The following is a 21,676-nucleotide window of genomic DNA, read 5'->3' on the forward strand; positions in this document are numbered from 1 at the left end:
ACGGCGGGCCGCCTACTCCCAGCGGAACCAGCGGGCGGCCGCCCCCGACAGCAGCACCGCCCAGCCGGCCATCACGCCCAGGTCGGCCCAGCCGGGCCAGTCGCCGGCCGTGGCGTCCCCGAGGGCGCGGGCGGCGGCCCCGAACGGGGTGAGGACGACGATGTCCGCCATGAGGTCCGGCATGGACGGCACCGGCAGCCACACACCCGCGGAGAACAGCATCGGGAAGAACACCACCGTGCCGACCGCGCCCGCGATCTTCACGGTGCGGGACACCGCCGAGATCAGCGCGCCGAGCGCGAGGGCGGCGAGGACGGCGAGGAGCAGCGCCGGCAGATAGCCGAACGGCTGCCGGGGCAGGTGCACGTCGCAGAGGATCCGGCCGACGGTGAGCGTCAGCAGGGCGGAGAGGATCGCGGCGACGGCGTGCACCAGCATCTGCGCGGACAACAGCGCCGACGGGCGGACCGGTGTGGTGGCCATCCGGCGCAGGATGCCGTGCTCCCGGTAGCCGGTGAGGCCGGCCGGCATCGCCTGCACCCCGGCGACGATGAGGCCGACGAGCACGGTGACGGGGACGTAGGTGTCGACGACGCGCAGCCCGCCGAGCGCGTCCTGGGGCTCGCGGAACGCGGGGACGGCGCCCAGGATCACCAGGAGCAGCGGCGGGAAGGCGAGGATCCAGAACAGGCTCCCCGGTTCCCGGGCGAGCAGCCGGGCCTCGGTGCGCAGGACGGCGGTGTTCATGAGGAGGTCTCCGTGAGGTCCAGGTAGGCGTCGTCCAGGGTGGCGTCGCCGACGCGCAGGTGGTGGGCGGTGACGCGGTGCCGGGCGAGCAGGCTGATGACGGCGTTCACCGTCTCGTCGCCGCCGGCCAGGGTGATCCGGCCGTCCTTGTGGCTGACGGAGGCGAGTCCGGGCAGCGCGTTCAGCTCCCGCTCGTCCAGCGGCGCGGACGGCGTGAAGGTGATGACGGTGGCGCCGGCGGAGCGGCGGATGAGCCCGGCGGGCGTGTCGAGGGCGGCGAGGCGGCCCTGGTCGATCACGGCGACGCGGTCGCAGAGCCGCTGGGCCTCCTCCATGAAGTGGGTGACGAGCAGGACGGTCACCCCGCTGTCCCGGACCTCCTCGACGAGCCGCCAGGTGTCGCGGCGGGCCCGCGGGTCGAGTCCGGTGGTCAGTTCGTCGAGGACGACGACACGCGGGTCGCCGACGAGGGCGAGCGCGATGAACAGGCGCTGCTTCTGCCCGCCGGACAGCTTGCCGAACCGGGTGTCCAGCCGGGCGGTCAGGCCCAGCCGTTCGGCGAGCGGACGCCAGTCGGCGGGCGCCGGGTGCAGGGCCGCGTACAGGCGCAGCGCCTCGCCCACGGTGATCTTCTCCTGCAGGCGGCCCTCCTGGAGCTGGGCGCCGAGGACCCGGGTGAGGCGGTCGTGGTCGGCGACGGGGTCGAGGCCGGCGACCCGCACCCGGCCGGCGTCGGGGACGCGCAGACCCTCGACGCACTCGACGGTGGTGGTCTTCCCCGCCCCGTTCGGGCCGAGGATGCCGAAGACCTCGCCCTCCTCGACGGTGAAGGAGACGCCGTCGACGACGGTCCGGCCGCCGTAGGACTTGCGCAGATCGGTGACTTCGATGACGGGCATGCCCTCAGCCTCGCGACGCGGGCCGGACCACGGCATCGGCCGTCCCGCTCGCAAACGCATCCCCCGATCGGATGATGGGCGGGTACGACCTCGCCGCCCGCCGGTCCTACGGCCCGCCGAACACGCAGGTCGTAGGACCAGCGGCGGACCGGGGTCCGGCCGAAACTCGGTGGGAAGTGTCAGTGGCGAACCGTAGGCTCGCTGCTGATGGCCACTACACAGGAAACCCCGGGGACCAGGTCCGACCGATCCGCCGTGCGCACGCTGCTGCGCCTGTGGCCGTACGTGCGGCCGGTGCGGGCGCGGTGGTTCACCGCCGCCGCCGTGGCCGTCGTCGCCTCCTGTCTGGCCCTCGTCATCCCGCTGGTCCTGAAGTGGATGGTGGACGGCCCGATCACCGACCGCGACCCGGCGGGCGTGTGGCTCGGCGCGCTGTTCCTGCTGCTTCTCGGCATCGGGGAGGCCCTGTTGTTCGGGCTGCGGCGCTGGCTGGTGGCGCGTCCGCTGGCCGGTGTCGAGGCGTCGATGCGGGCGGAGCTGTACCGGCATCTGCAGCGCCTGCCGGTGGCGTTCCACGACCGGTGGGCGTCGGGGCAGCTGCTGTCGCGCGGCACCACCGATCTGATGCTGGTCCGGATGTTCCTGGCGTTCCCGCTGACGTTCCTGCTGGTCAACAGCGTGACGATCCTGGTGGGCGTCATCATCATGCTGGTCCAGGACGTCACGCTCGGGCTGGTGATCCTGGTGCCGGCGGTGCCCGTGATGGTCATGTGCGTCGTCTTCGAGAAGCGGTACGCGCTGGTGGCGCGGCGCGCGCAGGACCAGGTCGGCGACCTGACGACGCTCGTCGAGGAGAGCGTGCTCGGCATCCGGATCATCAAGGGGTTCGGGCGGCACCGCAGCCAGTCCCGGGCGTTCCGGGAGATGGCGCGGACGCTGCGCGGCACGGAGCTGCACAAGGCCCGGCTGCTGGCGACGATCTGGGCCGTCATCATCACGCTCCCCGAGCTGGCGATCGGCGTGGCCCTGGTGCTGGGCACGGTACGGGTCGCCGACGGCGACCTGTCGGCGGGCACCCTGGTGGCGTTCCTGTCGACGGCGCTGGCCCTGCGGTGGCCCGTGGACTCGATCGGCTTCCTGCTGGCGATGAGCCAGGAGGCGGCGACGGCCACCGAGCGGTACTTCGAGGTCATGGACGCGGTGCCCGAGGGCCGCGAGGTGGCGCGGGCGCGCGAGGACGAGGCCGGCCGGGGACTGCGCTTCGAGGGCGTGCGGTTCCGCTACCCGGACGCACCCGAGGGCTCGGCGCCCGTCCTGGACGGCGTCGACCTGCACATCCGGCCAGGCGAGTCCCTGGCGCTCGTCGGCGCGACCGGCAGCGGCAAGACGACGCTGACCGCGCTGGTGCCCCGGCTGTACGAGCTGACGTCGGGCCGCATCACCCTGGACGGCCGGGACATCACGGCGATGCCGCGCGAGGAGCTGCGCTCTTTGGTGGCCGTCGCCTTCGAGGAGCCCACCCTGTTCTCCGCGAGCGTCGCGGACAACGTTCTCATGGGGACCGCCGCGGACGCCGGTGAGCCGGAGCTGGAGCGGGCCCTGGCGGTCGCGCAGGCCGGCTTCGCGCACGACCTGCCGCAGGGCACCGCGACCCAGGTGGGCGAGCAGGGGCTCAGCCTGTCCGGCGGCCAGCGCCAGCGTCTCGCACTCGCCCGGGCGGTGGTGGGCCGCCCCCGCTTCCTCGTGCTGGACGACCCGCTGTCCGCTCTGGACGTGCACACCGAGGCGCTGGTCGAGGCCGCCCTGCGGGACGTCCTCGCGGAGACCACCGCCCTGATCGTGGCGCACCGCCCGTCGACGGTCCTGCTGGCGGACCGTGTCGCCCTGCTCTCCGGGGGCCGCGTCGCCGCGGTCGGCACCCATCACGAACTGCTGCGGGACAACACCGAGTACGCGCATCTCATGGCCGGAGCCGAGGAGGCAGCCCGATGACGGCGACGACCGCCACCCCGCCGGGCACGGACCGGCCGGACGGGCGCACCGGGGCCCCGGACGACCCGTTCGACCACGACGCGCTGCCCTCGCCACCGGGGGCCACGGCCGCGCTGCTGCGGTCCCTGCTGGCCCCCATGAAGGCCCGGGTGGCGCTGACCACGCTGTTGCTGCTGCTCCAGCAGGCGGCCGTGCAGGCGGGGCCGCTGCTCGTGGCGTACGCCATCGACTCGGCGGTGCCGGCGTTCCGGCGGGACGACCTGGGGCCGCTGATCGCGGTCGCGGCCGGCTATCTGCTGTGCGCGGCGGCCTCCGGCGGCCTGCAGTACGCGTTCTTCCGCACGTCCGCCCGGGTGAACCAGGACGTGCTGCTCGATCTGCGCGGGCGCATCTTCCGTCACGCGCAGGCGCTGAGCGTCGACTTCCACGAGCGGTACACCTCGGGCCGGCTGATCTCCCGCTCCACCACGGACGTCGAGTCGCTGCGCGAGCTGCTCGACGAGGGCCTGCAGGAACTCGTCACCGTGATCCTGTCGTTCGTCTACATCTCGGCGATGCTGCTGTGGCTGGACCTCGGGCTGGGCGCGGTGGCCGTGGCCTCCCTCGTGCCGCTGTACCTGCTCGTGCGGTCCTACCGGCGGCGGGCCGCGCGCGTCTACACCCAGCGGTCCACGGCGATCGCGGCCGTCATCGTGAAGTTCGTGGAGACGATGAACGGCATCCGCCCGGTGCGCGCGTTCCGCCGGGAGCGCGCCAACGACGCCGACTTCGAGGTCCTCAACCACCGGCACGAGCGCACCAACGGCGACGCCCTGCTGGAGATGGCCCGGTACGTCGTCGGGTCCCGTCTGGTCGCCAACACCGCGGTCGCGGGGATGGTGCTGTGGGGCGCCTACCGGGTCGCGGGCGGCACGCTGGCCCTCGGGGTGCTGGCGGCGGCCGTGCTGTACCTGCGGCGGCTGTACGACCCGATCGACCGGCTCGGCATGTTCCTCAACTCGTACCAGTCGGCGGCGGCCTCCCTGGAGAAGATCGCCGGTCTGCTGGCGCAGACGCCGTCCGTGCCGGAGCCGGCCACGCCGAGGGAGCTCCCGGCCCTGGCGGGCGAGCACCCCGGCCGCGAGGTCGTCTTCGACGGCGTCCGGTTCGCCTACCGCACCGGCGGCGAGGTCCTGCCCCGCTTCGACCTCACGCTGCCGGCGGGGCAGACCGTGGCGGTCGTGGGCTCCACGGGCGCGGGCAAGTCGACGCTGGCGAAGCTGCTCGCCCGGTTCTACGACCCGTCCGAGGGGCGGGTCCTGCTGGACGGCGTGGACCTGCGCGACCTGGCGGTGCCCGAGCTGCGGCGCGGGGTGGTGATGGTGACGCAGGAGGCGTTCCTGTTCTCCGGGACGGTCGCCGAGAACATCGCGATCGGGCGGCCGGACGCGACCCGCGAGGAGATCGAGCGGGCGGCGAAGGCCATCGGGGCGCACGACTTCATCACCGCGCTGCCCGACGGCTACGACACCGACGTACGCAAGCGGGGCGGCCGTATCTCGGCGGGACAGCGGCAACTCGTGGCGTTCGCGCGCGCGTTGCTCGCCGATCCGGCGGTGCTGATCCTCGACGAGGCGACCAGCTCGCTGGACATCCCCGGTGAGCGGGCCGTGCAGCGCGCCATGGCGACGGTCCTGCGGGGCCGCACGGCGGTCGTCATCGCCCACCGGCTGTCCACGGTGGAGATCGCCGACCGGGTGCTGGTGATGGAGCACGGCCGGATCGTCGAGGACGGCACACCGGCCGACCTCGTGGCGGGCACGGGCCGCTTCGCCGACCTGCACCGGGCCTGGCGGGACAGCCTGGCGTGAGGCGCCGGGCGGCGCGCGGACGACGGACGGGATGCGGGGGACGATGATCGACGCGTACGGGGACCCGGGCGAGCCGGACCGCCGGGGCGGCTGGCGCTATCTGGGGTGGCTGGTCAGGAGACAGCTCGCGCGATCCGCCGTCGGGGCGCTGATCTCCAGTGTGTGGATGGTGCTGCTGGCCGCCACCCCCTATCTGCTGTCGCGGGCCGTGGACGACGGGCTGGCGAGCGGTGACCGGCGGGCGCTGTGGGGCTGGACGGCCGCGCTGTTCGTGGTGGGCGTGTTCAACGCCTGGCTGAGCATCATGCGGCACCGCACGATGACCCGGGTGCGGATGGACGCCAACTTCCGCACGGTCAAGGTGCTGGTCGACCACGCGGTGCGCCTCGGTGCCGCGCTGCCGCGCCGGATCGGCGCCGGGGAGGTCGTCACCATCGGGGTGGGCGACGTGCAGACCATCAGCACCTCCCTGACCGTCGTGGGGCCCGGGGTGGGCGCGGTCGTCGCCTATCTGGTGGTGGCCGGGCTGCTGGTGTCGGTGTCGGTGCCGATCGCGGTCGTGGTGCTGCTCGGGATGCCGCTGATCGGGGTGCTGGTCGGACCGCTGCTGGGGCGGTTGCAGGGCACGGAGACGGAGTACCGGGAGCTGCAGGGGGTGCTGACCGCGCGGATCACCGACCTGGCGGGCGGGCTGCGCGTCCTCAACGGCCTCGGCGGCAAGGACCTGGTCGCGGACGCCTTCCGGCGCGACTCGCAGCGGCTTCGGGCGCAGGGCTACCGGGTGGGCGCGGTCACCAGCTGGGTGCAGGCGCTCGGCGTGGGTCTGCCGACGCTGTTCCTGGCCGTGGTGACCTGGCTGGCCGCCCGGCTCGCCGCCCAGGGCGCGATCACGGTCGGCGAACTGGTGTCGGTGTACGGCTATGTCGCGGTGCTGGTGGGGCCGGTGGCGTTCTTCATCGAGTGCGGCTACCAGGTCAGCCGGGGCGTGGTGGCGGCCCGGCGGGTCGTGCGGTTCCTGCGCCTGGAGCCCATGGAGGACACCGGCACCCGGGACGCGCCCGCCGAGCCGGCGCCGCTGTACGACCCCGAGTCCGGGGTGCGGGTCCTGCCGGGCCGGCTCACGGCGCTGGCCGGGGCGCGGCCCGCCGACGCGGCGGCCGTCGTCGACCGCCTCGGCCGCCTCGCGCCGTCGGCGGCGACCTGGGGCGGTGTCCCGCTGGCCGAGATCCCGGCGGCGCGGCTGCGGGAACGCGTCCTGGTGGCCGACCACGAGGCGGACCTGTTCGCGGGCCCGCTACGGGAGCTGGTGTCCGGGCACACCGACCGGGACGAGGCGGCGATCGCCCGGGCTCTGCGCACGGCGGTCGCGGAGGACGTCGTGCGGGGACTTCCGGACGGCCTGGACTCCCCGGTCGACGCGCAGGGCCGCAACCTGTCCGGCGGGCAGCGCCAGCGGATCCGTCTGGTGCGCGCGCTGCTGGCCGACCCGGAGGTGCTGCTGGCCGCCGAGCCGACGTCGGCGCTGGACGCGCACACGGAGGCGCGGGTCGCCGAGCGGCTGCGCGCCGACCGGGCCGGCCGCACCACCGTCGTCACGACGACGTCCCCTCTCGTCCTGGATCGCGCGGACGTCGTGCACTACCTGGTCGACGGCAAGGTGGCGGCCACCGGGACGCACCGGGGCCTGCTGGAGTACGAGCCCGGTTACCGGTCCCTGGTGGCGCGGGACGAGGACGCGGCGGACGCCGAGGAGGTCGTGCGGTGACGGACGGACAACGCGCTCAGCGGCCCCCGCGCGGGGCCCTTCCGGTGGCGGGGCCCCAGGACGTCCGCCGGGCCACCGCCCGCCTGGTCCGCTCCGACGCCCGCGCCTTCACCGCCGTGCTCGCCCTGAACGCGGCCGCCGCGCTCGCCGGTCTGGCCGCGCCCTGGCTGCTCGGCCGGATCGTCGACGAGGTCCGGGCCGGCTCCGGGGTGTCGGCCGTGGACCGGCTGGCCCTGGCCATCCTGGTGGCGGCGCTCACGCAGCTGCTCCTGGCCCGCTGGGCCCGGTACGTCGGCCACCGCTTCGGCGAGCGCACCCTCGCCCGGGTCCGCGAGGAGTACGTCCGCCGTACGCTCGCGCTGCCCGCGTCGGTCGTGGAGCGGGCCGGCACCGGCGACCTGACGGCGCGCGGCACCACGGACGTGACCGCCGTCGGCACCACCCTGCGGGACGCCGGGCCGGAACTGCTCATCAACGGCGTGCAGGTGCTGTTCCTGCTGGTCGCGGTGTTCGTGCTGGACCCCCTGTTCGGCGTCTGCGGGCTGCTCGGCCTGGCCGTGCTGTGGCCGGTGCTGCGCTGGTACCTGCGCCGGGCCCGGGCGGGCTATCTCGCGGAGGGCGCGGCCAACTCCGAGGTCGCCGAGATCCTCGCGGCCACCGCGTCCGGCGCCCGCACCGTGGAGGCGCTGCGGCTGGAGCGGCGGCGGGTGGCGGCGAGCCGGGACGCGCTGGACGTCTCGCGCCGGGCCCGGCTCCACACCCTGTTCCTGCGCACAGTGTTCTTCCCGGCGGTCGAGATCGCCTATCTGGTGCCCGTGGTGACGGTCCTGCTCGTCGGCGGCGCGCTGCACGCGCGCGGCGCGATCAGCCTGGGCACGGTGGTCGCGGCGGCGCTGTACCTCCAGCAGATGGTCAACCCGCTGGACGAGATCCTGATGCGGGTGGAGCAACTGCAGAGCAGCGGCGCCTCGTTCGCCCGCGTGGAAGGACTGGCCCGCGCCCCGCAGGCGGCGGACACGGCCGGCCCGGTCCCCGAGGGCGACCGCATCGACGTGACGGGCGTGCGCTACGCCTACGACCGGGGCGGCGAGGTCCTCGGCGGGGTCGATCTGGCGGTGCGGCCCGGTGAACGGCTGGCGATCGTCGGTCCGTCGGGCGCCGGGAAGTCGACGCTGAGCCGGCTCCTCGCGGGTGTGGACGCGCCGACCGCCGGCGCGGTGACGGTCGGCGGGGTGCCGGTGGCCGAGCTCGGCCCGGAGCAGCTGCGCCGGCAGGTCGTCCTGGTCACGCAGGAGCACCACGTCTTCCTCGGCACCGTCCGCGACAACCTCCGGATCGCCGAGCCGTCCGCGTCGGACGACGCGCTGTGGGCGGCGCTCACGGCGGTCGGCGCCGACGGCTGGGTGCGGGAGCTGCCCGCCGGCCTGGACACCCGGCTCGGCGACGGGGGCAGCCCCACGGACGGCTCGCAGGCGCAGCAGCTCGCGCTGGCGCGGGTGGTGCTGGCCGACCCGCACACCCTGATCCTCGACGAGGCGACGGCCCTGCTCGACCCGGCGACCGCCCGGCACACCGAGCGGGCGCTGGCCGCCGTGCTGCGGGGCCGTACGGTCATCGCCGTCGCCCACCGGCTGCACACCGCGCACGACGCCGACCGGGTGGCCGTGATGGAGGGCGGCCTGCTCACCGAGCTGGGCACGCACGAGGAGCTGGTCGAGGCCGGCGGGGCGTATGCGGCGCTGTGGCGGTCCTGGCACGGTGAACGGCCCGCCTCGGGCCGTGGACCTGAATCCGGGGGCGCATGATCGGAAGATTTATGCTCGACGGGGTACTAGAGGCTGACACGCCGCGGAACGTCCAGCAGAAAGCACGGTCCATTGAACTTCTGGTCGATCTACCAGCACGGCTTCGCGCGGGTGGCCGCGTGCACGGGCCACACCGTCGTCGCCGACCCCCAGGCCAACGCGGAGGCCGCCCTGCGGCAGGCGCGGCGGTGCGCCGAGGAGGGGGTGGCCGTCGCCGTCTTCCCCGAGCTGGGGCTGACCGGCTACTCCATCGAGGACCTGCTGCTCCAGGACGTGGTGCTGGACGACGTGGAGCGGGCGCTGGACACGGTCGTCGCGGGGTCGGCGGACCTGCTGACGGTGCTCGTGGTGGGCGCCCCGCTGCGCCACCGGAACCGCGTCTACAACTGCGCGGTCGTCGTGCACCGGGGCCGGATCCTCGGCGTGGCGCCGAAGTCGTACCCGCCGAACTACCGCGAGTTCTACGAGAAGCGGCAGATCGCGGCCGGTGACGACGAGCGCGGCGGCACCATCCGGATCGGCGGCGAGGAGGTCCCGTTCGGGACGGACCTGCTCTTCGAGGCGCGGGACGTGCCGGGGCTGGTGCTGCACGCGGAGATCTGCGAGGACATGTGGGTGCCGGTGCCGCCGAGCGCGGAGGCGGCGCTGGCCGGCGCCACCGTGCTCGCGAACCTGTCGGGCAGCCCGATCACGGTGGGCCGGGCCGAGGACCGCCGGCTGCTGTGCCGTTCGGCGTCCTCGCGCTGCCTGGCGGCCTACGTGTACTCGGCGGCCGGTCTGGGCGAGTCGACGACGGACCTGTCCTGGGACGGGCAGACGATGATCTACGAGAACGGTGTGCTCCTCGCGGAGACGGACCGTTTCTCCGCCGACGACCAGTTCGCGGTGGCCGACGTGGACCTGGACCTGCTGCGCCAGGAGCGCCTGCGCATGGGCACGTTCGACGACAACCGGCGCACTCACGCCGGGCGCACCGGCGACTTCCGGCGGATCGCGTTCCTGCTGGACCCGCCGGCCGGCGACCTGGGGCTCAGGCGCCGGGTGGAGCGGTTCCCGTTCGTGCCGGCGGACGCCGAGCGCCTGGCCCTGGACTGCTACGAGGCGTACAACATCCAGGTCGCGGGGCTCCAGCAGCGGCTGGCCGCGATCGGGAACCCGAAGGTCGTCATCGGGGTGTCCGGCGGTCTGGACTCCACGCACGCGCTGATCGTCGCGGCCCGCGCGATGGACCGGGCGGGCCGGCCGCGCAGCGACATCCTGGCGTTCACGCTGCCGGGCTTCGCCACCAGCGACCACACCAAGGACAACGCCCACAAGCTGATGAACTCGCTGGGCGTCACGGCGGCCGAGCTGGACATCACGCCGACCGCGCGGCTGATGCTGGAGGAGATGGGCCACCCGTTCGCGTCCGGCGAGCCGGTGTACGACGTCACCTTCGAGAACGTGCAGGCCGGTCTGCGCACCGACTACCTGTTCCGGCTGGCGAACCAGCGCGGCGGGATCGTACTGGGCACGGGCGACCTGTCGGAGCTGGCGCTGGGCTGGTCGACGTACGGCGTCGGCGACCAGATGAGCCACTACAACGTCAACGGCGGGGTGCCGAAGACGCTGATCCAGCATCTGATCCGCTGGGTCGTCGCCTCCGGCCAGTTCGACGAGGAGACCGGCCGCACGCTGACCGCGATCCTGGACACCGAGATCAGCCCGGAGCTGGTGCCGGGCGAGGAGATGCAGTCGACGGAGTCGAAGATCGGGCCGTACGCGCTGCACGACTTCACGCTGTTCCATGTGCTGCGGTACGGCTTCCGGCCGTCGAAGATCGCCTTCCTGGCCTGGCACGCCTGGCACGACGTGGCGGCCGGCGCCTGGCCGCCCGGCTTCCCCGAGGCCAAGCGGGTGGCGTACGACCTGGCGGAGATCCGGCGCTGGCTGGAGGTCTTCTGCCGTCGCTTCTTCGCGTTCGCACAGTTCAAGCGGTCCGCGATGCCCAACGGCCCGAAGGTGTCGGCCGGGGGGTCGCTCTCCCCGCGCGGCGACTGGCGGGCGCCCTCCGACGGCAACGCGGCGGCCTGGCTGCGCGATCTGGAGCGCATCGACGCCTGAGGTGTCCCGGGGGGGCCGGAGCGTTCAAGGCGTCCGAGGTGTCCGGTCCGTTTATCGAACGTGAACTCCCGGACAACGAACGATTTCCGGCCAACTTCCTGACGCGCCCCTGACAGAAACCGCAATCACCTGCCACTCTTCCCACGGCCGCGACACAGCAACCCCACAGCACCGCCGCACGGCGGTGGCCGCGGCCGAGCTCCGCACGCACGTCGTTCTGCGTACCACCACGATCTGCCCGGACGGCCCACCCGCCGGCCGGTCTCCCCTGGTCGCGTGATCCGCGGCCGCGCAGAAGGAGTCAGTGTTGAGAGACAGGTCCTCCCACAGACGCACCCCCCACACCCCCCGCCGCCGGGCCGCCGCCGTGGCCCTCGTCGGCGTCGCCGCGCTCGTCGCGGCAGCGGTCCAGTCGGGCGCCGCGACCGCGGCCCCGCCCCGGGCCCCGCAGGCCGCCGGCCAGGTGCTCCCGGGCGCCGAGTCGGTCAAGCTCACCCCCGCCCAGCGCGCCGAACTCATACGCGAGGCCAACGCCACCAAGGCGGACACCGCGAAGGACCTGGGCCTCGGCGCCAAGGAGAAGCTGGTCGTCCGTGACGTCGTCAAGGACGGCGACGGCACGGTCCACACCCGCTACGAGCGCACCTACGACGGGCTGCCCGTCCTCGGCGGCGACCTGGTCGTGGAGACCTCGAAGTCCGGCGCCACCAAGGACGTCGTGAAGGCGACCCGCGCCGCGATCAGGCCGGCCACCACCACGGCCGCCGTCCCCGCCGCGAAGGCCGAGAAGCAGGCGCTGGCCGCGGCGAAGGCCGACGACGCCAGGACCGCGGACGTCGACAAGGCGCCGCGCAAGGTGATCTGGGCGGCGAACGGCAAGCCGACCCTGGCGTACGAGACGGTCGTCGGGGGTCTCCAGGAGGACGGCACCCCGAACGAGCTGCACGTCGTCACCGACGCCGCCACCGGCGCGAAGCTCTACGAGTACCAGGGCATCGAGACCGGCACCGGCAACACGATGTACAGCGGCACCGTCACGCTGACCACCACGCAGTCGGGCTCGACGTACAACCTGACCGACGGCGCGCGCGGCGGCCACAAGACGTACAACCTCAACCGCGGCACCTCGGGCACCGGGACGCTGTTCTCCGGCTCCGACGACGTCTGGGGCAACGGCTCGGCGTCCAACGCGGAGACCGCGGCGGCCGACGCGCACTACGGCGCCGCGCTGACGTGGGACTACTACAAGAACGTGCACGGCCGCAGCGGCATCCGGGGCGACGGCGTCGGCGCCTACTCCCGTGTCCACTACGGCAACAACTACGTGAACGCGTTCTGGTCCGACAGCTGCTTCTGCATGACGTACGGCGACGGCTCGGGCAACACGCACCCGCTGACCGCGATCGACGTGGCCGGCCACGAGATGACCCACGGCGTCACCTCGAACACCGCGGGCCTCGTCTACAGCGGCGAGTCCGGCGGCCTGAACGAGGCGACCTCCGACATCTTCGGCTCGACCGTCGAGTTCTACGCGGGCAACTCCTCCGACGTCGGTGACTACCTCATCGGCGAGGAGATCGACATCAACGGCGACGGCTCGCCGCTGCGGTACATGGACAAGCCGAGCAAGGACGGCGCGTCCAAGGACTCCTGGTACTCGGGCATCGGCTCGGTCGACGTGCACTACTCGTCCGGCCCGGCGAACCACTTCTTCTACCTGCTGAGCGAGGGCAGCGGCACCAAGACCATCAACGGTGTCACCTACAACTCGCCCACTTCGGACGGCCTTCCGGTCACCGGCATCGGCCGTGCCAAGGCGGAGAAGATCTGGTTCCGCGCGCTGACCACGAAGTTCACCTCGAACACCAACTACGCGGCCGCCCGCACCGGCACCCTGGCCGCGACCGGTGAGCTGTACGGCACCACCAGCGCCGAGTACAAGGCGGTCCAGGACGCCTGGGCGGGCGTCAACGTCGGTACGCGCTCCGACGGCGGCGGCGGTGGCGGCACCACCTTCGAGAACACGGCCGACGTCGCCATCCCGGACCGGGGCTCGGCGGTCACCTCGTCGATCACCGTCTCGGGGCGGACCGGCAACGCGCCGTCCAACCTCCAGGTCGGCGTGAACATCGTCCACACCTACATCGGTGACCTGAAGGTCGACCTCGTCGCTCCCGACGGCAGCGTGTACGCCCTCAAGGGCTACGGCACCGGCGGCAGCGCGGACAACATCGACACGACGTACACCGTGAACGCCTCCTCCGAGGCCGCCAACGGTGTCTGGAAACTGCAGGTCCAGGACAACGCGTCGCTCGACACCGGCTACATCAACAGCTGGAAGCTGACCTTCCCGTAGGCCGCGCGCACGCGGTGCATCCCGGTACGGGGCGCCGTCCCGGTGGGTTCAACTCCCGCCGGGGCGGCGCCCGTTCACATATCAGAAACTTTTGGCCGATGGTCAAATTCAGGTCAACATCATCTCGGCCTCATGACATGTACGCGACCTAGATGCCACTCTTCCCTCAACCGCCGCACAGATCTCCCCGTCCTTCCCCCACCAAGGAGCCCGTGTGACCCCCCTCTACGCGCGTCGCAAGCGCACCACCCTGGCCATATCCACCGCCGTCGCGGCCGGGGCACTCCTCACCACCGCCCTCACCGCCGGGACGTCGTCCGCGGCCCCCGCCGGCGGCGCCGAGGCCGCACCGCTGGCCGTCCCGGTCGCCCTGGCGCCCGCGGCGCGCACCGCCCTGATCCAGGACCAGCAGGCCGAGGCCGCCGCGACCGCCGAGGACCTCGGCCTCGGCGCCCAGGAGAAGCTGGTCGTCAGAGACGTCGTCAAGGACGCCGACGGCTCGGTCCACACCCGCTACGAGCGCACCTACGCCGGGCTCCCCGTCCTCGGCGGCGACCTGGTCGTCCACGAGTCGGCGTCCGGCGCGCGCAAGGGCGTGACCAAGGCGACGAAGGCCGCCATCAAGGTGTCCTCGCTGAAGCCGGCGATCAGCGCCGCGAAGGCCGAGGGCCAGGCCCTGAAGCGGGCCGAGGCGGCCGGCGCCGAGAAGACCGAGGCCGACGGCGCGCCCCGCAAGGTGATCTGGGCGGCCGACGGCAAGCCGACCCTGGCGTACGAGACGGTCGTCGGGGGTCTCCAGGAGGACGGCACCCCGAACGAGCTGCACGTCGTCACCGACGCCGCCACCGGCGCGAAGCTCTACGAGTACCAGGGCATCGAGACCGGCAGCGGCAAGAGCCTGTACTCGGGCACCGTCACCCTCGGCACCACCAAGTCCGGGTCGACGTACCAGCTGTACGACACCTCGCGCGGCGGCCACAAGACGTACAACAAGGCGCGCAGCACCAGCTCGTCCACGGGCACCCTGTTCACCGACGCGGACGACGTCTGGGGCACCGGCAGCGCCTCCAGCTCGACCAGCGACCAGACGGCCGCCGTGGACGCCGCCTACGGCGCCCAGGTCACCTGGGACTTCTACAAGAACACCTTCGGCCGCAACGGCATCAAGAACAACGGCCAGGCCGCCTACTCCCGTGTGCACTACGGGAACGCCTACGTCAACGCGTTCTGGTCCGACAGCTGCTTCTGCATGACGTACGGCGACGGCACGGGCAACACCCACCCGCTGACCTCGCTGGACGTAGCCGGCCACGAGATGACCCACGGCGTCACCTCCAACACCGCGGGCCTGAACTACTCGGGCGAGTCCGGCGGCCTCAACGAGGCCACCTCGGACATCCTCGGCACGGCGGTGGAGTTCTACGCGGGCAACTCCTCCGACGCCGGCGACTACCTCATCGGCGAGAAGATCGACATCAACGGCGACGGCACGCCGCTGCGCTACATGGACAAGCCCAGCAAGGACGGCGCGTCCGCCGACAGCTGGTCGTCGAGCCTGAAGAACCTCGACGTGCACTACTCGTCGGGCCCCGCGAACCACTTCTTCTTCCTCCTCGCGGAGGGCAGCGGCGCCCGGACGATCAACGGGGTGAGCTACAACTCCCCGACGTCCAACGGCTCGACGGTCACCGGTATCGGCCGCGCCAAGGCCGTGCAGATCTGGTACAAGGCGCTGACGTCGTACATGACGTCGACGACGAACTACGCGGGCGCCCGCACGGCGACGCTGAACGCGGCGTCCGCCCTGTACGGCTCCACCAGCACCGAGTACAAGGCGGTGGCCGCCGCCTGGGCCGCGGTCAACGTGAGCTGATCCGGTCCTGACCGGCGGGCGGCACCCGGGACGACCGCGTCCCCGGGTGCCGCCCTACTCTTGGTTCCCATGTCCTTCACGTACGACGACGTCGGCGCGACCCGGCAGACCGGCTTCTGCCCGCCCGGCTTCCACCCCCTCCATGTGCGCACCCGCGTAGGCGAGGGCGAGGACGTCTTCCGCAGAGCCGCCGACGCGGTGATGACCTGGGAGATGCACCGCGCGATGGGCGTCGGCGTCGACGCCTCGGCCGACCGCGCGGCCACCGGCGTCGACGTCACGATCACCCTCGCCGGCGTGATCAAGGCCCCCTGCCGGGTCGTGTGGACGGTGGAGGAGTACCGCAGGACCGGCTGGGCCTACGGCACCCTCACCGGCCACCCCGAGTGCGGCGAGGAGGCCTTCGTCGTGGAGCGCACCGGCGACGGCACGGTCTGGCTCACCGTGAACGCCTTCAGCCGCCCGGCGAAGTGGTACTCCCGCGCGGGCGGCCCGGCCACCCGGGGCCTCCAGCACGCCTACGCACGACGGTGCGGAGCGGTGCTGCGCAGGCTGACCGTGCCCGCGTCCGAGTACTGACGCCCGGCCGGCGGACCGGCCGGGCGCACGCTCACCGCAGCAGCACCCCGCCCCCCTCCCCCGTCTCCTGGGAGGGCACCGCCAGCAGGCCGAGTTCGGCGCTCGAGGCCAGGAGGCGGTGGGAGGGGAGGATGCGGACCGTGTAGCCGTAGGGGCCGGTGCGGTCCAGGGAGAGCGGGCCCTCGTAGACCCAGCGGCCCTCCGCGTCGGGGCTGCCCACCGGTTTCAGCGGCACCGTCGAGGCGTCCGCGATCCGGTCCTCGCCGTCGACGCGGCCCGAGACGGCCTGCACCTCCACGTCCTCCGGGCCCAGCTCGCCGAGGCCGACCCGGACGCGCAGGCGCAGCGTCGAGCCGAGCTCCGCGGTCGGTTCCGCGGCCGACGTCTCGACGTGGTCGACGGTGACGGCGTGCCAGGCCGCGCGCACCCGGGCCTTCCAGCCCGCCAGCTCACGCGCCGCGTCCGGGGTCATCGCGCGGTGGGCGTGCGCGGCCGGGGTGTAGAGGCGGTCGACGTACTCGCGGACCATCCGGCCGGCCAGCACCTTCGGCCCGAGCAGGGCCAGCGTCCGGCGGACCATCTCGATCCAGCGGTCCGGCAGGCCGTCCCGTCCGCGCTCGTAGAAGCGGGGTGTGATCCTCTGCTCCAGCAGGTCGTACAGCGCCGCGGCCTCTATGTCGTCCCGGCGGTCCGGGTCGGTGCCGGTGCCGTCGGCCGTGGGGATCGACCAGCCGAAGTCGGGCTGGAACCACTCGTCCCACCAGCCGTCCAGGACGGACAGGTTGAGGCAGCCGTTCAGCGCGGCCTTCATGCCGGAGGTGCCGCAGGCCTCCAGTGGCCGCAGCGGGTTGTTCAGCCAGATGTCGCAGCCCGGGTAGAGCTTCTTGGCCATCGCCATGCCGTAGTCCGGCAGGAAGACGATGCGGTGGCGCACCCGCGGGTCGTCCGCGAAGCGCACCAGTTCCTGGACGAGCCGCTTGCCGCCGTCGTCCGCCGGGTGCGCCTTGCCCGCGACCACGATCTGGACGGGCCGCTCCGGGTGCAGCAGCAGGCTCATCAGCCGGTCGGGGTCCCGCAGCATCAGCGTGAGCCGCTTGTACGAGGGGACGCGGCGGGCGAAGCCGATGGTCAGGACGTCCGGGTCGAGGACCCCGTCGACCCAGCCCAGTTCGGCGGTCCCGGCGCCCCGCTGCCGCCACGAGGCGCGCAGCCGCTCGCGCACCTCCTGCACCAGCTGCTCGCGCAGCACCCGGCGCAGCTCCCAGACGTCCTGGTCGGGGATGTCGGCGACGGCGTCCCAGCGGTCGGAGCCGCCCACGGTGAGGGCGTCCTCCATGCGCCGGGCGCCGATCCGGTCGGCGCCGAGGCGGAACACCTCGGGCGCGACCCAGGTCGGGGCGTGCACGCCGTTGGTGACGGAGGTGATCGGGACCTCGTCGGGGTCGAAGCCCGGCCACAGCCCGGAGAACATCTCGCGGCTGACGTTGCCGTGCAGCAGGGACACCCCGTTGGCCCGCTGGCCCAGGCGCAGGCCCATCACGGCCATGTTGAACAGGTTGGGCTCGCCGCCGGGGTAGGTCTCCATGCCGAGCTGGAGGATGCGGGCCACGTCGAGGCCGGGCAGTTCGGCGTCGGGCCCGAAGTGGCGGGCGACCAGTTCGCGGTCGAAGCGGTCGATGCCGGCCGGGACGGGGGTGTGCGTGGTGAACACCGTGCCCGCCCGGACGGCCTCCAGCGCCGCGTCGAAGTCGAGGTCCCGCGCGCACAGTTCGGCGATGCGCTCCAGGCCGAGGAAGCCGGCGTGGCCCTCGTTGGTGTGGAAGACCTCCGGCGCGGGGTGGCCGGTGAGCCGGCAGTACGTCCGCACGGCCCGCACCCCTCCTATGCCGAGGAGCATCTCCTGGAGCAGCCGGTGTTCGCTGCCGCCGCCGTAGAGCCGGTCGGTGACGCCGCGTTCGCCGAGGTCGTTCTCCTCGACGTCGGAGTCGAGCAGCAGCAGCGGGACCCGGCCGACCTGGGCGAGCCAGACGCGGGCGTGCAGCGAGCGGCCGCCGGGCAGCGCCAGCCGGATCCGGGCGGGGGTGCCGTCGGCCTCCTTCAGCAGGGCGAGCGGCAGCTCGTTGGGGTCGAGGACCGGGTAGTGCTCCTGCTGCCAGCCGTCCCGGGACAGGCTCTGGCGGAAGTAGCCGTGCCGATACAGCAGGCCGACGCCGATCAGGGGGACGCCGAGGTCGCTGGCCGCCTTCAGATGGTCGCCGGCGAGGATGCCGAGGCCGCCGGAGTACTGCGGCAGAGCGGCCGTGATGCCGAACTCGGGCGAGAAGTAGGCGACGGCCGCGGGGAGTCCCGCGGGCTGCCGCTGGTACCAGCGCTCGCCGGTGACGTAGTCGTCGAGGTCGCGGGCCGCGGCGGCCAGCCGCTCCAGGAAGGGCGCGTCCGCGGCCAGCTCGGCGAGCCGGGCGGGCGGGACGCTGCCCAGGAGGCGTACGGGGTCGTCGCCCGAGGCGGCCCAGCGCCCGGGGTCGACGGAGCGGAAGAGTTCGCGGGTCTGCGCGTGCCAGGACCAGCGCAGATTGCGCGCCAGGTCGCTGAGGGGCCGCAGGGGTTCGGGGAGGACAGGACGGACGGTGAACCGACGGATCGCCTTCACTTTCCACCTCGGGCAGCACGTGGCAGGGGACACACGGCGGTGTGGGTCCCGTCAACGCCCCCGACGGTATCGGTATGCGGGGCTTCGTCACCAGCGTGCGATTTGCGTAGCCCGGGGCGCGTCGTACGACGGATGTCCGTCCGAAAGTGGACGCAACCTTTGTCGATCCGGCCAGGGCGGATATGGCCGATTCCACCCCCGTAGGCGTCCTTGTGGCGACTTCTCGCATCAGGAGAGGGTGACGGGTGGCGCGCCGGCCCACGCCGGGTGCACCGGGTGTTCCAGGGCCGCCGTGCGCCGACACGAGGAGGGGAAGCCACACCATGGCACGGACGCGTACACGGCGTCTGCGCTGGGCGTCCGGCCTGACCGCGGTGACCTGTGTCGCCGCGCTCTCGGCCGCCGGGGCGCCCGCGCACGCCGCACCGGAGGGGCGGATACGGGGTGCCGGGCTGCCCGGCGCCGTCGGCGGCAGCTATGTGGTGACCCTCAGACAGGGGACGCCGGCCCTGTCGGCGGCCGGAAAGAGCCTCGCCGCACGGTACGGGGTGAGAATCAGCCATACGTACGGCACGGTCCTCAACGGCTGGGCCGTCCGCGCCGACGCGGGACAGGCCGGGCGGCTCGCGGCCGACCCCCGGGTCGCCTCGGTCACGCAGGACACCCGGGTGACGCTCGAGGACACGCAGAAGAATCCTCCGTCCTGGGGACTCGACCGCGTCGATCAGGCCAATCTCCCGCTGGACAAGGGCTACCGGTGGCCGGGGTCCGCGGGGGCCGGTGTGACGGTGTACGTCATCGACACCGGTGTCCGCGTCTCGCACCGGGACTTCGGCGGCCGGGCGGCGTACGGCTGGGACTTCGTGGACGACGACCGGACCGCCGGCGACGGCAACGGCCACGGCACGCACGTCGCCGGCACGATCGCGGGCACCCGGTACGGCGTCGCCAAGAAGGCGCAGGTCGTGTCGGTGCGCGTGCTGGACGACACGGGCGGCGGCAGCACCGCCGACGTCATCGCCGGCATCGACTGGGTGACCCGGCACGCGAGGAAGCCGGCCGTCGCGAACGTCAGCCTGGGCGGTCCCCGCAACAGGCAACTGGACGCCGCCGTACGCAACTCCGTGGCGTCCGGCGTCACCTACACGGTCGCGGCGGGCAACGCCGGGCGGCCCGCCGCGCTGTACTCCCCCGCCGGGGTGTCCCAGGCCCTCACCGTGGGCGCCACCGACCGCACCGACCGGCGGGCCGGCTTCTCCAACCACGGGCCCGCCCTGGACCTGTTCGCCCCGGGCGTGTCGATCACCTCGGCGGCACACACGAGCGACACCGCGAAGGCCACCTACTCGGGCACGTCGATGGCGTCTCCGCACGTCGCGGGGGCCGCCGCGCTCTATCTGGCCGGGCATCGCAAGGCCACACCCGCGCAGGTGTCCAAGGCGCTCGTGGCGCGGGCCGTGTCCGGCAGGATCTCCGGCCGCGGGGCCGGGTCGCCGGACGAACTCCTGCGTATTCCTGGGCCGTAGCGGACGTGTCACGGCGGAGTACGGGTATCGGTCCCGTCCGTCCGGAACGGGGCCGGTCTTGTGCGTAGACATACGCGTGAGTAGTTAACAAAGTGCCGGATTGCCCACCCGAATAGGGTGGGAAGGCTCCTCCGGTACACCCCACCCGTGCGCTCCCGGGCGCACACCCCCACGGGGTGCAGCCGACAGCGACACCGTCACACCGCAGGACCCACCTCCCCATTGCCATCCGCCCACCAACGTTGACGCGGACAGGAGCGGTCATGCCCGCCAAGCACCACCAGTCGTCCTCACCCCCGACGTCCCGCGCCGGGACCCCGGCGTCCCGCCCCGCGGCCCCGCCCGTCCGGGGCGCCGCCACCGCCGACCCGGGCCCCCCGGCGCCGCGGCCCGCCCCGGCCGGCGCGGCGGACGGGGTCGGGCGCATACCGGTCCTCGACGTCCGCCCGGTCGTGCAGCACGGGCGCCGCCCCGCCAAGGCGGTGACCGGCGAGTCCTTCCCGGTCACGGCGACCGTGTTCCGGGAGGGCCACGACGCGGTGGCCGCCAACGTCGTGCTGACCGATCCGGAGGGCCGCCCGGGTCCCTGGACGCCGATGCGCGAACTCGCGCCGGGCACCGACCGCTGGGGCGCCACCGTCACCCCGGACGCGCCCGGCCACTGGACCTACCGGGTGGAGGCGTGGGGCGACCCGGTCACCACCTGGCGGCACACCGCCCAGATCAAGATCCCGGCCGGCATCGACACCGACCTGGTGCTGGAGGAGGGCGCGCGCCTGCACGAACGCGCCGCCGCCGGAGTGCCCGAGGGCCCCGCGCGGGCGGTGGTCCTGCGGGCGGCCGAGGCGCTGCGGGACGAGAGCCGCCCGGCGGCCTGGCGGCTGTCGGCCGCGCTGGCCCCCGAGGTCGACGACGTCCTGGCCCGGTATCCGGTGCGGGATCTGGTGACGGCGTCGGAGCCGCTGCCGTTGCTGGTGGAGCGGGAACGGGCCCTGTACGGGGCGTGGTACGAGTTCTTCCCGCGTTCGGAGGGCACCGCGGAGCGGCCGCACGGCACGTTCGAGTCGGCGGCGCGCCGGTTGCCGGCGATCGCCGCGATGGGTTTCGACGTGGTGTACCTGCCGCCGATCCACCCGATCGGCACGACGTTCCGCAAGGGCCCCAACAACACCCTGTCGGCCGGGCCGCGGGATGTGGGGGTGCCGTGGGCGATCGGGTCGCCGGAGGGCGGGCACGACGCCGTGCACCCGGACCTGGGCACGATCGAGGACTTCGACCGGTTCGTGGCCCGCGCGAGGGAGCTGGGGCTGGAGATCGCGCTGGACTTCGCCCTGCAGTGCTCGCCGGACCATCCGTGGGTGTCGAAGCACCCGGAGTGGTTCCACCACCGCCCCGACGGCACCATCGCGTATGCGGAGAACCCGCCGAAGAAGTATCAGGACATCTACCCGATCGCGTTCGACGCCGACATGGACGGCCTGGTCACCGAGACGCTGCGGATCCTGCGGCACTGGATGGGCCACGGCGTGCG

13 protein-coding genes are annotated in these 21,676 nt (G+C 73.3%); 10 read left to right on the forward strand and 3 right to left on the reverse strand.

Going from position 1 to position 21,676, the window contains the following annotated elements:
• Nucleotides 1–12 precede the first annotated feature (12 nt).
• Together ACFV46_RS10995 and ACFV46_RS11000 are read right to left on the reverse strand one after the other, a co-directional pair.
• A complete protein-coding gene (locus ACFV46_RS10995; RefSeq protein ID WP_361933684.1) occupies nt 13–747 on the reverse strand; it encodes an ABC transporter permease in 735 nt (244 codons plus the stop codon).
• Complete coding sequence (locus tag ACFV46_RS11000) at nt 744–1,646, reverse strand: ABC transporter ATP-binding protein (protein ID WP_385497791.1); 903 nt, start codon at nt 1,644–1,646, stop codon at nt 744–746. The genes ACFV46_RS10995 and ACFV46_RS11000 overlap by 4 nt, the downstream gene beginning before the upstream one ends.
• A 207-nt stretch (nt 1,647–1,853) precedes the next feature.
• Here ACFV46_RS11000 and ACFV46_RS11005 point away from each other — a divergent pair, with 207 nt between their 5' ends.
• The 8 genes from ACFV46_RS11005 (at nt 1,854) to ACFV46_RS11040 (ending at nt 15,969) form a co-directional block, all read left to right on the forward strand.
• On the forward strand, nt 1,854–3,638 hold the full coding sequence (locus ACFV46_RS11005) for an ABC transporter ATP-binding protein (RefSeq protein ID WP_385497792.1): 1,785 nt from the start codon (nt 1,854–1,856) through the stop codon (nt 3,636–3,638).
• On the forward strand, nt 3,635–5,488 hold the full coding sequence (locus ACFV46_RS11010; protein ID WP_385497794.1) for an ABC transporter ATP-binding protein: 1,854 nt from the start codon (nt 3,635–3,637) through the stop codon (nt 5,486–5,488). Before ACFV46_RS11005 ends, ACFV46_RS11010 begins: the two co-directional genes overlap by 4 nt.
• Nucleotides 5,489–5,531: 43 nt before the next feature.
• Nucleotides 5,532–7,253 carry an ABC transporter ATP-binding protein gene (locus ACFV46_RS11015; RefSeq protein ID WP_385497795.1) on the forward strand — a complete coding sequence of 574 codons (1,722 nt, stop codon included), beginning with the start codon at nt 5,532–5,534 and terminating at the stop codon, nt 7,251–7,253.
• Complete coding sequence (locus ACFV46_RS11020; protein ID WP_385497796.1) at nt 7,250–9,058, forward strand: ABC transporter ATP-binding protein; 1,809 nt, start codon at nt 7,250–7,252, stop codon at nt 9,056–9,058. The genes ACFV46_RS11015 and ACFV46_RS11020 overlap by 4 nt, the downstream gene beginning before the upstream one ends.
• 72 nt (nt 9,059–9,130) lie before the next feature.
• The gene (locus ACFV46_RS11025; protein ID WP_361933666.1) at nt 9,131–11,161 is read left to right on the forward strand and encodes an NAD(+) synthase; all 2,031 of its coding nucleotides are present in this window, start codon (nt 9,131–9,133) and stop codon (nt 11,159–11,161) included.
• Nucleotides 11,162–11,468: 307 nt separating this feature from the next.
• Nucleotides 11,469–13,517, forward strand: coding sequence for a M4 family metallopeptidase (locus tag ACFV46_RS11030; RefSeq protein ID WP_385497797.1), 2,049 nt, complete (start codon nt 11,469–11,471; stop codon nt 13,515–13,517).
• Between the two features lie 214 nt (nt 13,518–13,731).
• A complete protein-coding gene (locus ACFV46_RS11035; protein WP_385497798.1) occupies nt 13,732–15,390 on the forward strand; it encodes a M4 family metallopeptidase in 1,659 nt (552 codons plus the stop codon).
• 69 nt (nt 15,391–15,459) lie between these two features.
• On the forward strand, nt 15,460–15,969 hold the full coding sequence (locus ACFV46_RS11040; protein WP_361933657.1) for a DUF1990 domain-containing protein: 510 nt from the start codon (nt 15,460–15,462) through the stop codon (nt 15,967–15,969).
• Nucleotides 15,970–16,000: 31 nt separating this feature from the next.
• On the opposite strand, the gene ACFV46_RS11045 is transcribed toward ACFV46_RS11040, so the two are convergent.
• Nucleotides 16,001–18,619 (reverse strand): glycosyltransferase family 1 protein, encoded by a 2,619-nt coding sequence (locus ACFV46_RS11045; RefSeq protein ID WP_376727453.1) that lies wholly within the window; start codon nt 18,617–18,619, stop codon nt 16,001–16,003.
• A 323-nt stretch (nt 18,620–18,942) separates the two neighbouring features.
• On the opposite strand from ACFV46_RS11045, the gene ACFV46_RS11050 reads away from it, so the two are divergent.
• Entirely contained in the window at nt 18,943–20,145 is a 1,203-nt protein-coding gene (locus tag ACFV46_RS11050) for a S8 family peptidase (RefSeq protein WP_361933651.1), read from the forward strand.
• 263 nt (nt 20,146–20,408) lie between these two features.
• A partial coding sequence (locus ACFV46_RS11055; RefSeq protein ID WP_385497800.1) for a maltotransferase domain-containing protein occupies nt 20,409–21,676 on the forward strand: 1,268 nt, incomplete at its 3' end.

Origin of the sequence: Streptomyces sp. NPDC059852, assembly GCF_042731455.1 — a bacterium.
Lineage (GTDB): Bacteria > Actinomycetota > Actinomycetes > Streptomycetales > Streptomycetaceae > Streptomyces.

Excerpts from the sequence above, each read along its gene's own strand:
- ACFV46_RS11015 (WP_385497795.1), top strand. The coding sequence starts at position 5,532 with ATGATCGACGCGTACGGGGACCCGGGCGAGCCGGACCGCCGGGGCGGC.
- ACFV46_RS10995 (WP_361933684.1), bottom strand. The coding sequence starts at position 747 with ATGAACACCGCCGTCCTGCGCACCGAGGCCCGGCTGCTCGCCCGGGAA.
- ACFV46_RS11005 (WP_385497792.1), top strand. The coding sequence starts at position 1,854 with ATGGCCACTACACAGGAAACCCCGGGGACCAGGTCCGACCGATCCGCC.
- ACFV46_RS11010 (WP_385497794.1), top strand. The coding sequence starts at position 3,635 with ATGACGGCGACGACCGCCACCCCGCCGGGCACGGACCGGCCGGACGGG.
- ACFV46_RS11040 (WP_361933657.1), top strand. The coding sequence starts at position 15,460 with ATGTCCTTCACGTACGACGACGTCGGCGCGACCCGGCAGACCGGCTTC.
- ACFV46_RS11050 (WP_361933651.1), top strand. The coding sequence starts at position 18,943 with ATGGCACGGACGCGTACACGGCGTCTGCGCTGGGCGTCCGGCCTGACC.
- ACFV46_RS11000 (WP_385497791.1), bottom strand. The coding sequence starts at position 1,646 with ATGCCCGTCATCGAAGTCACCGATCTGCGCAAGTCCTACGGCGGCCGG.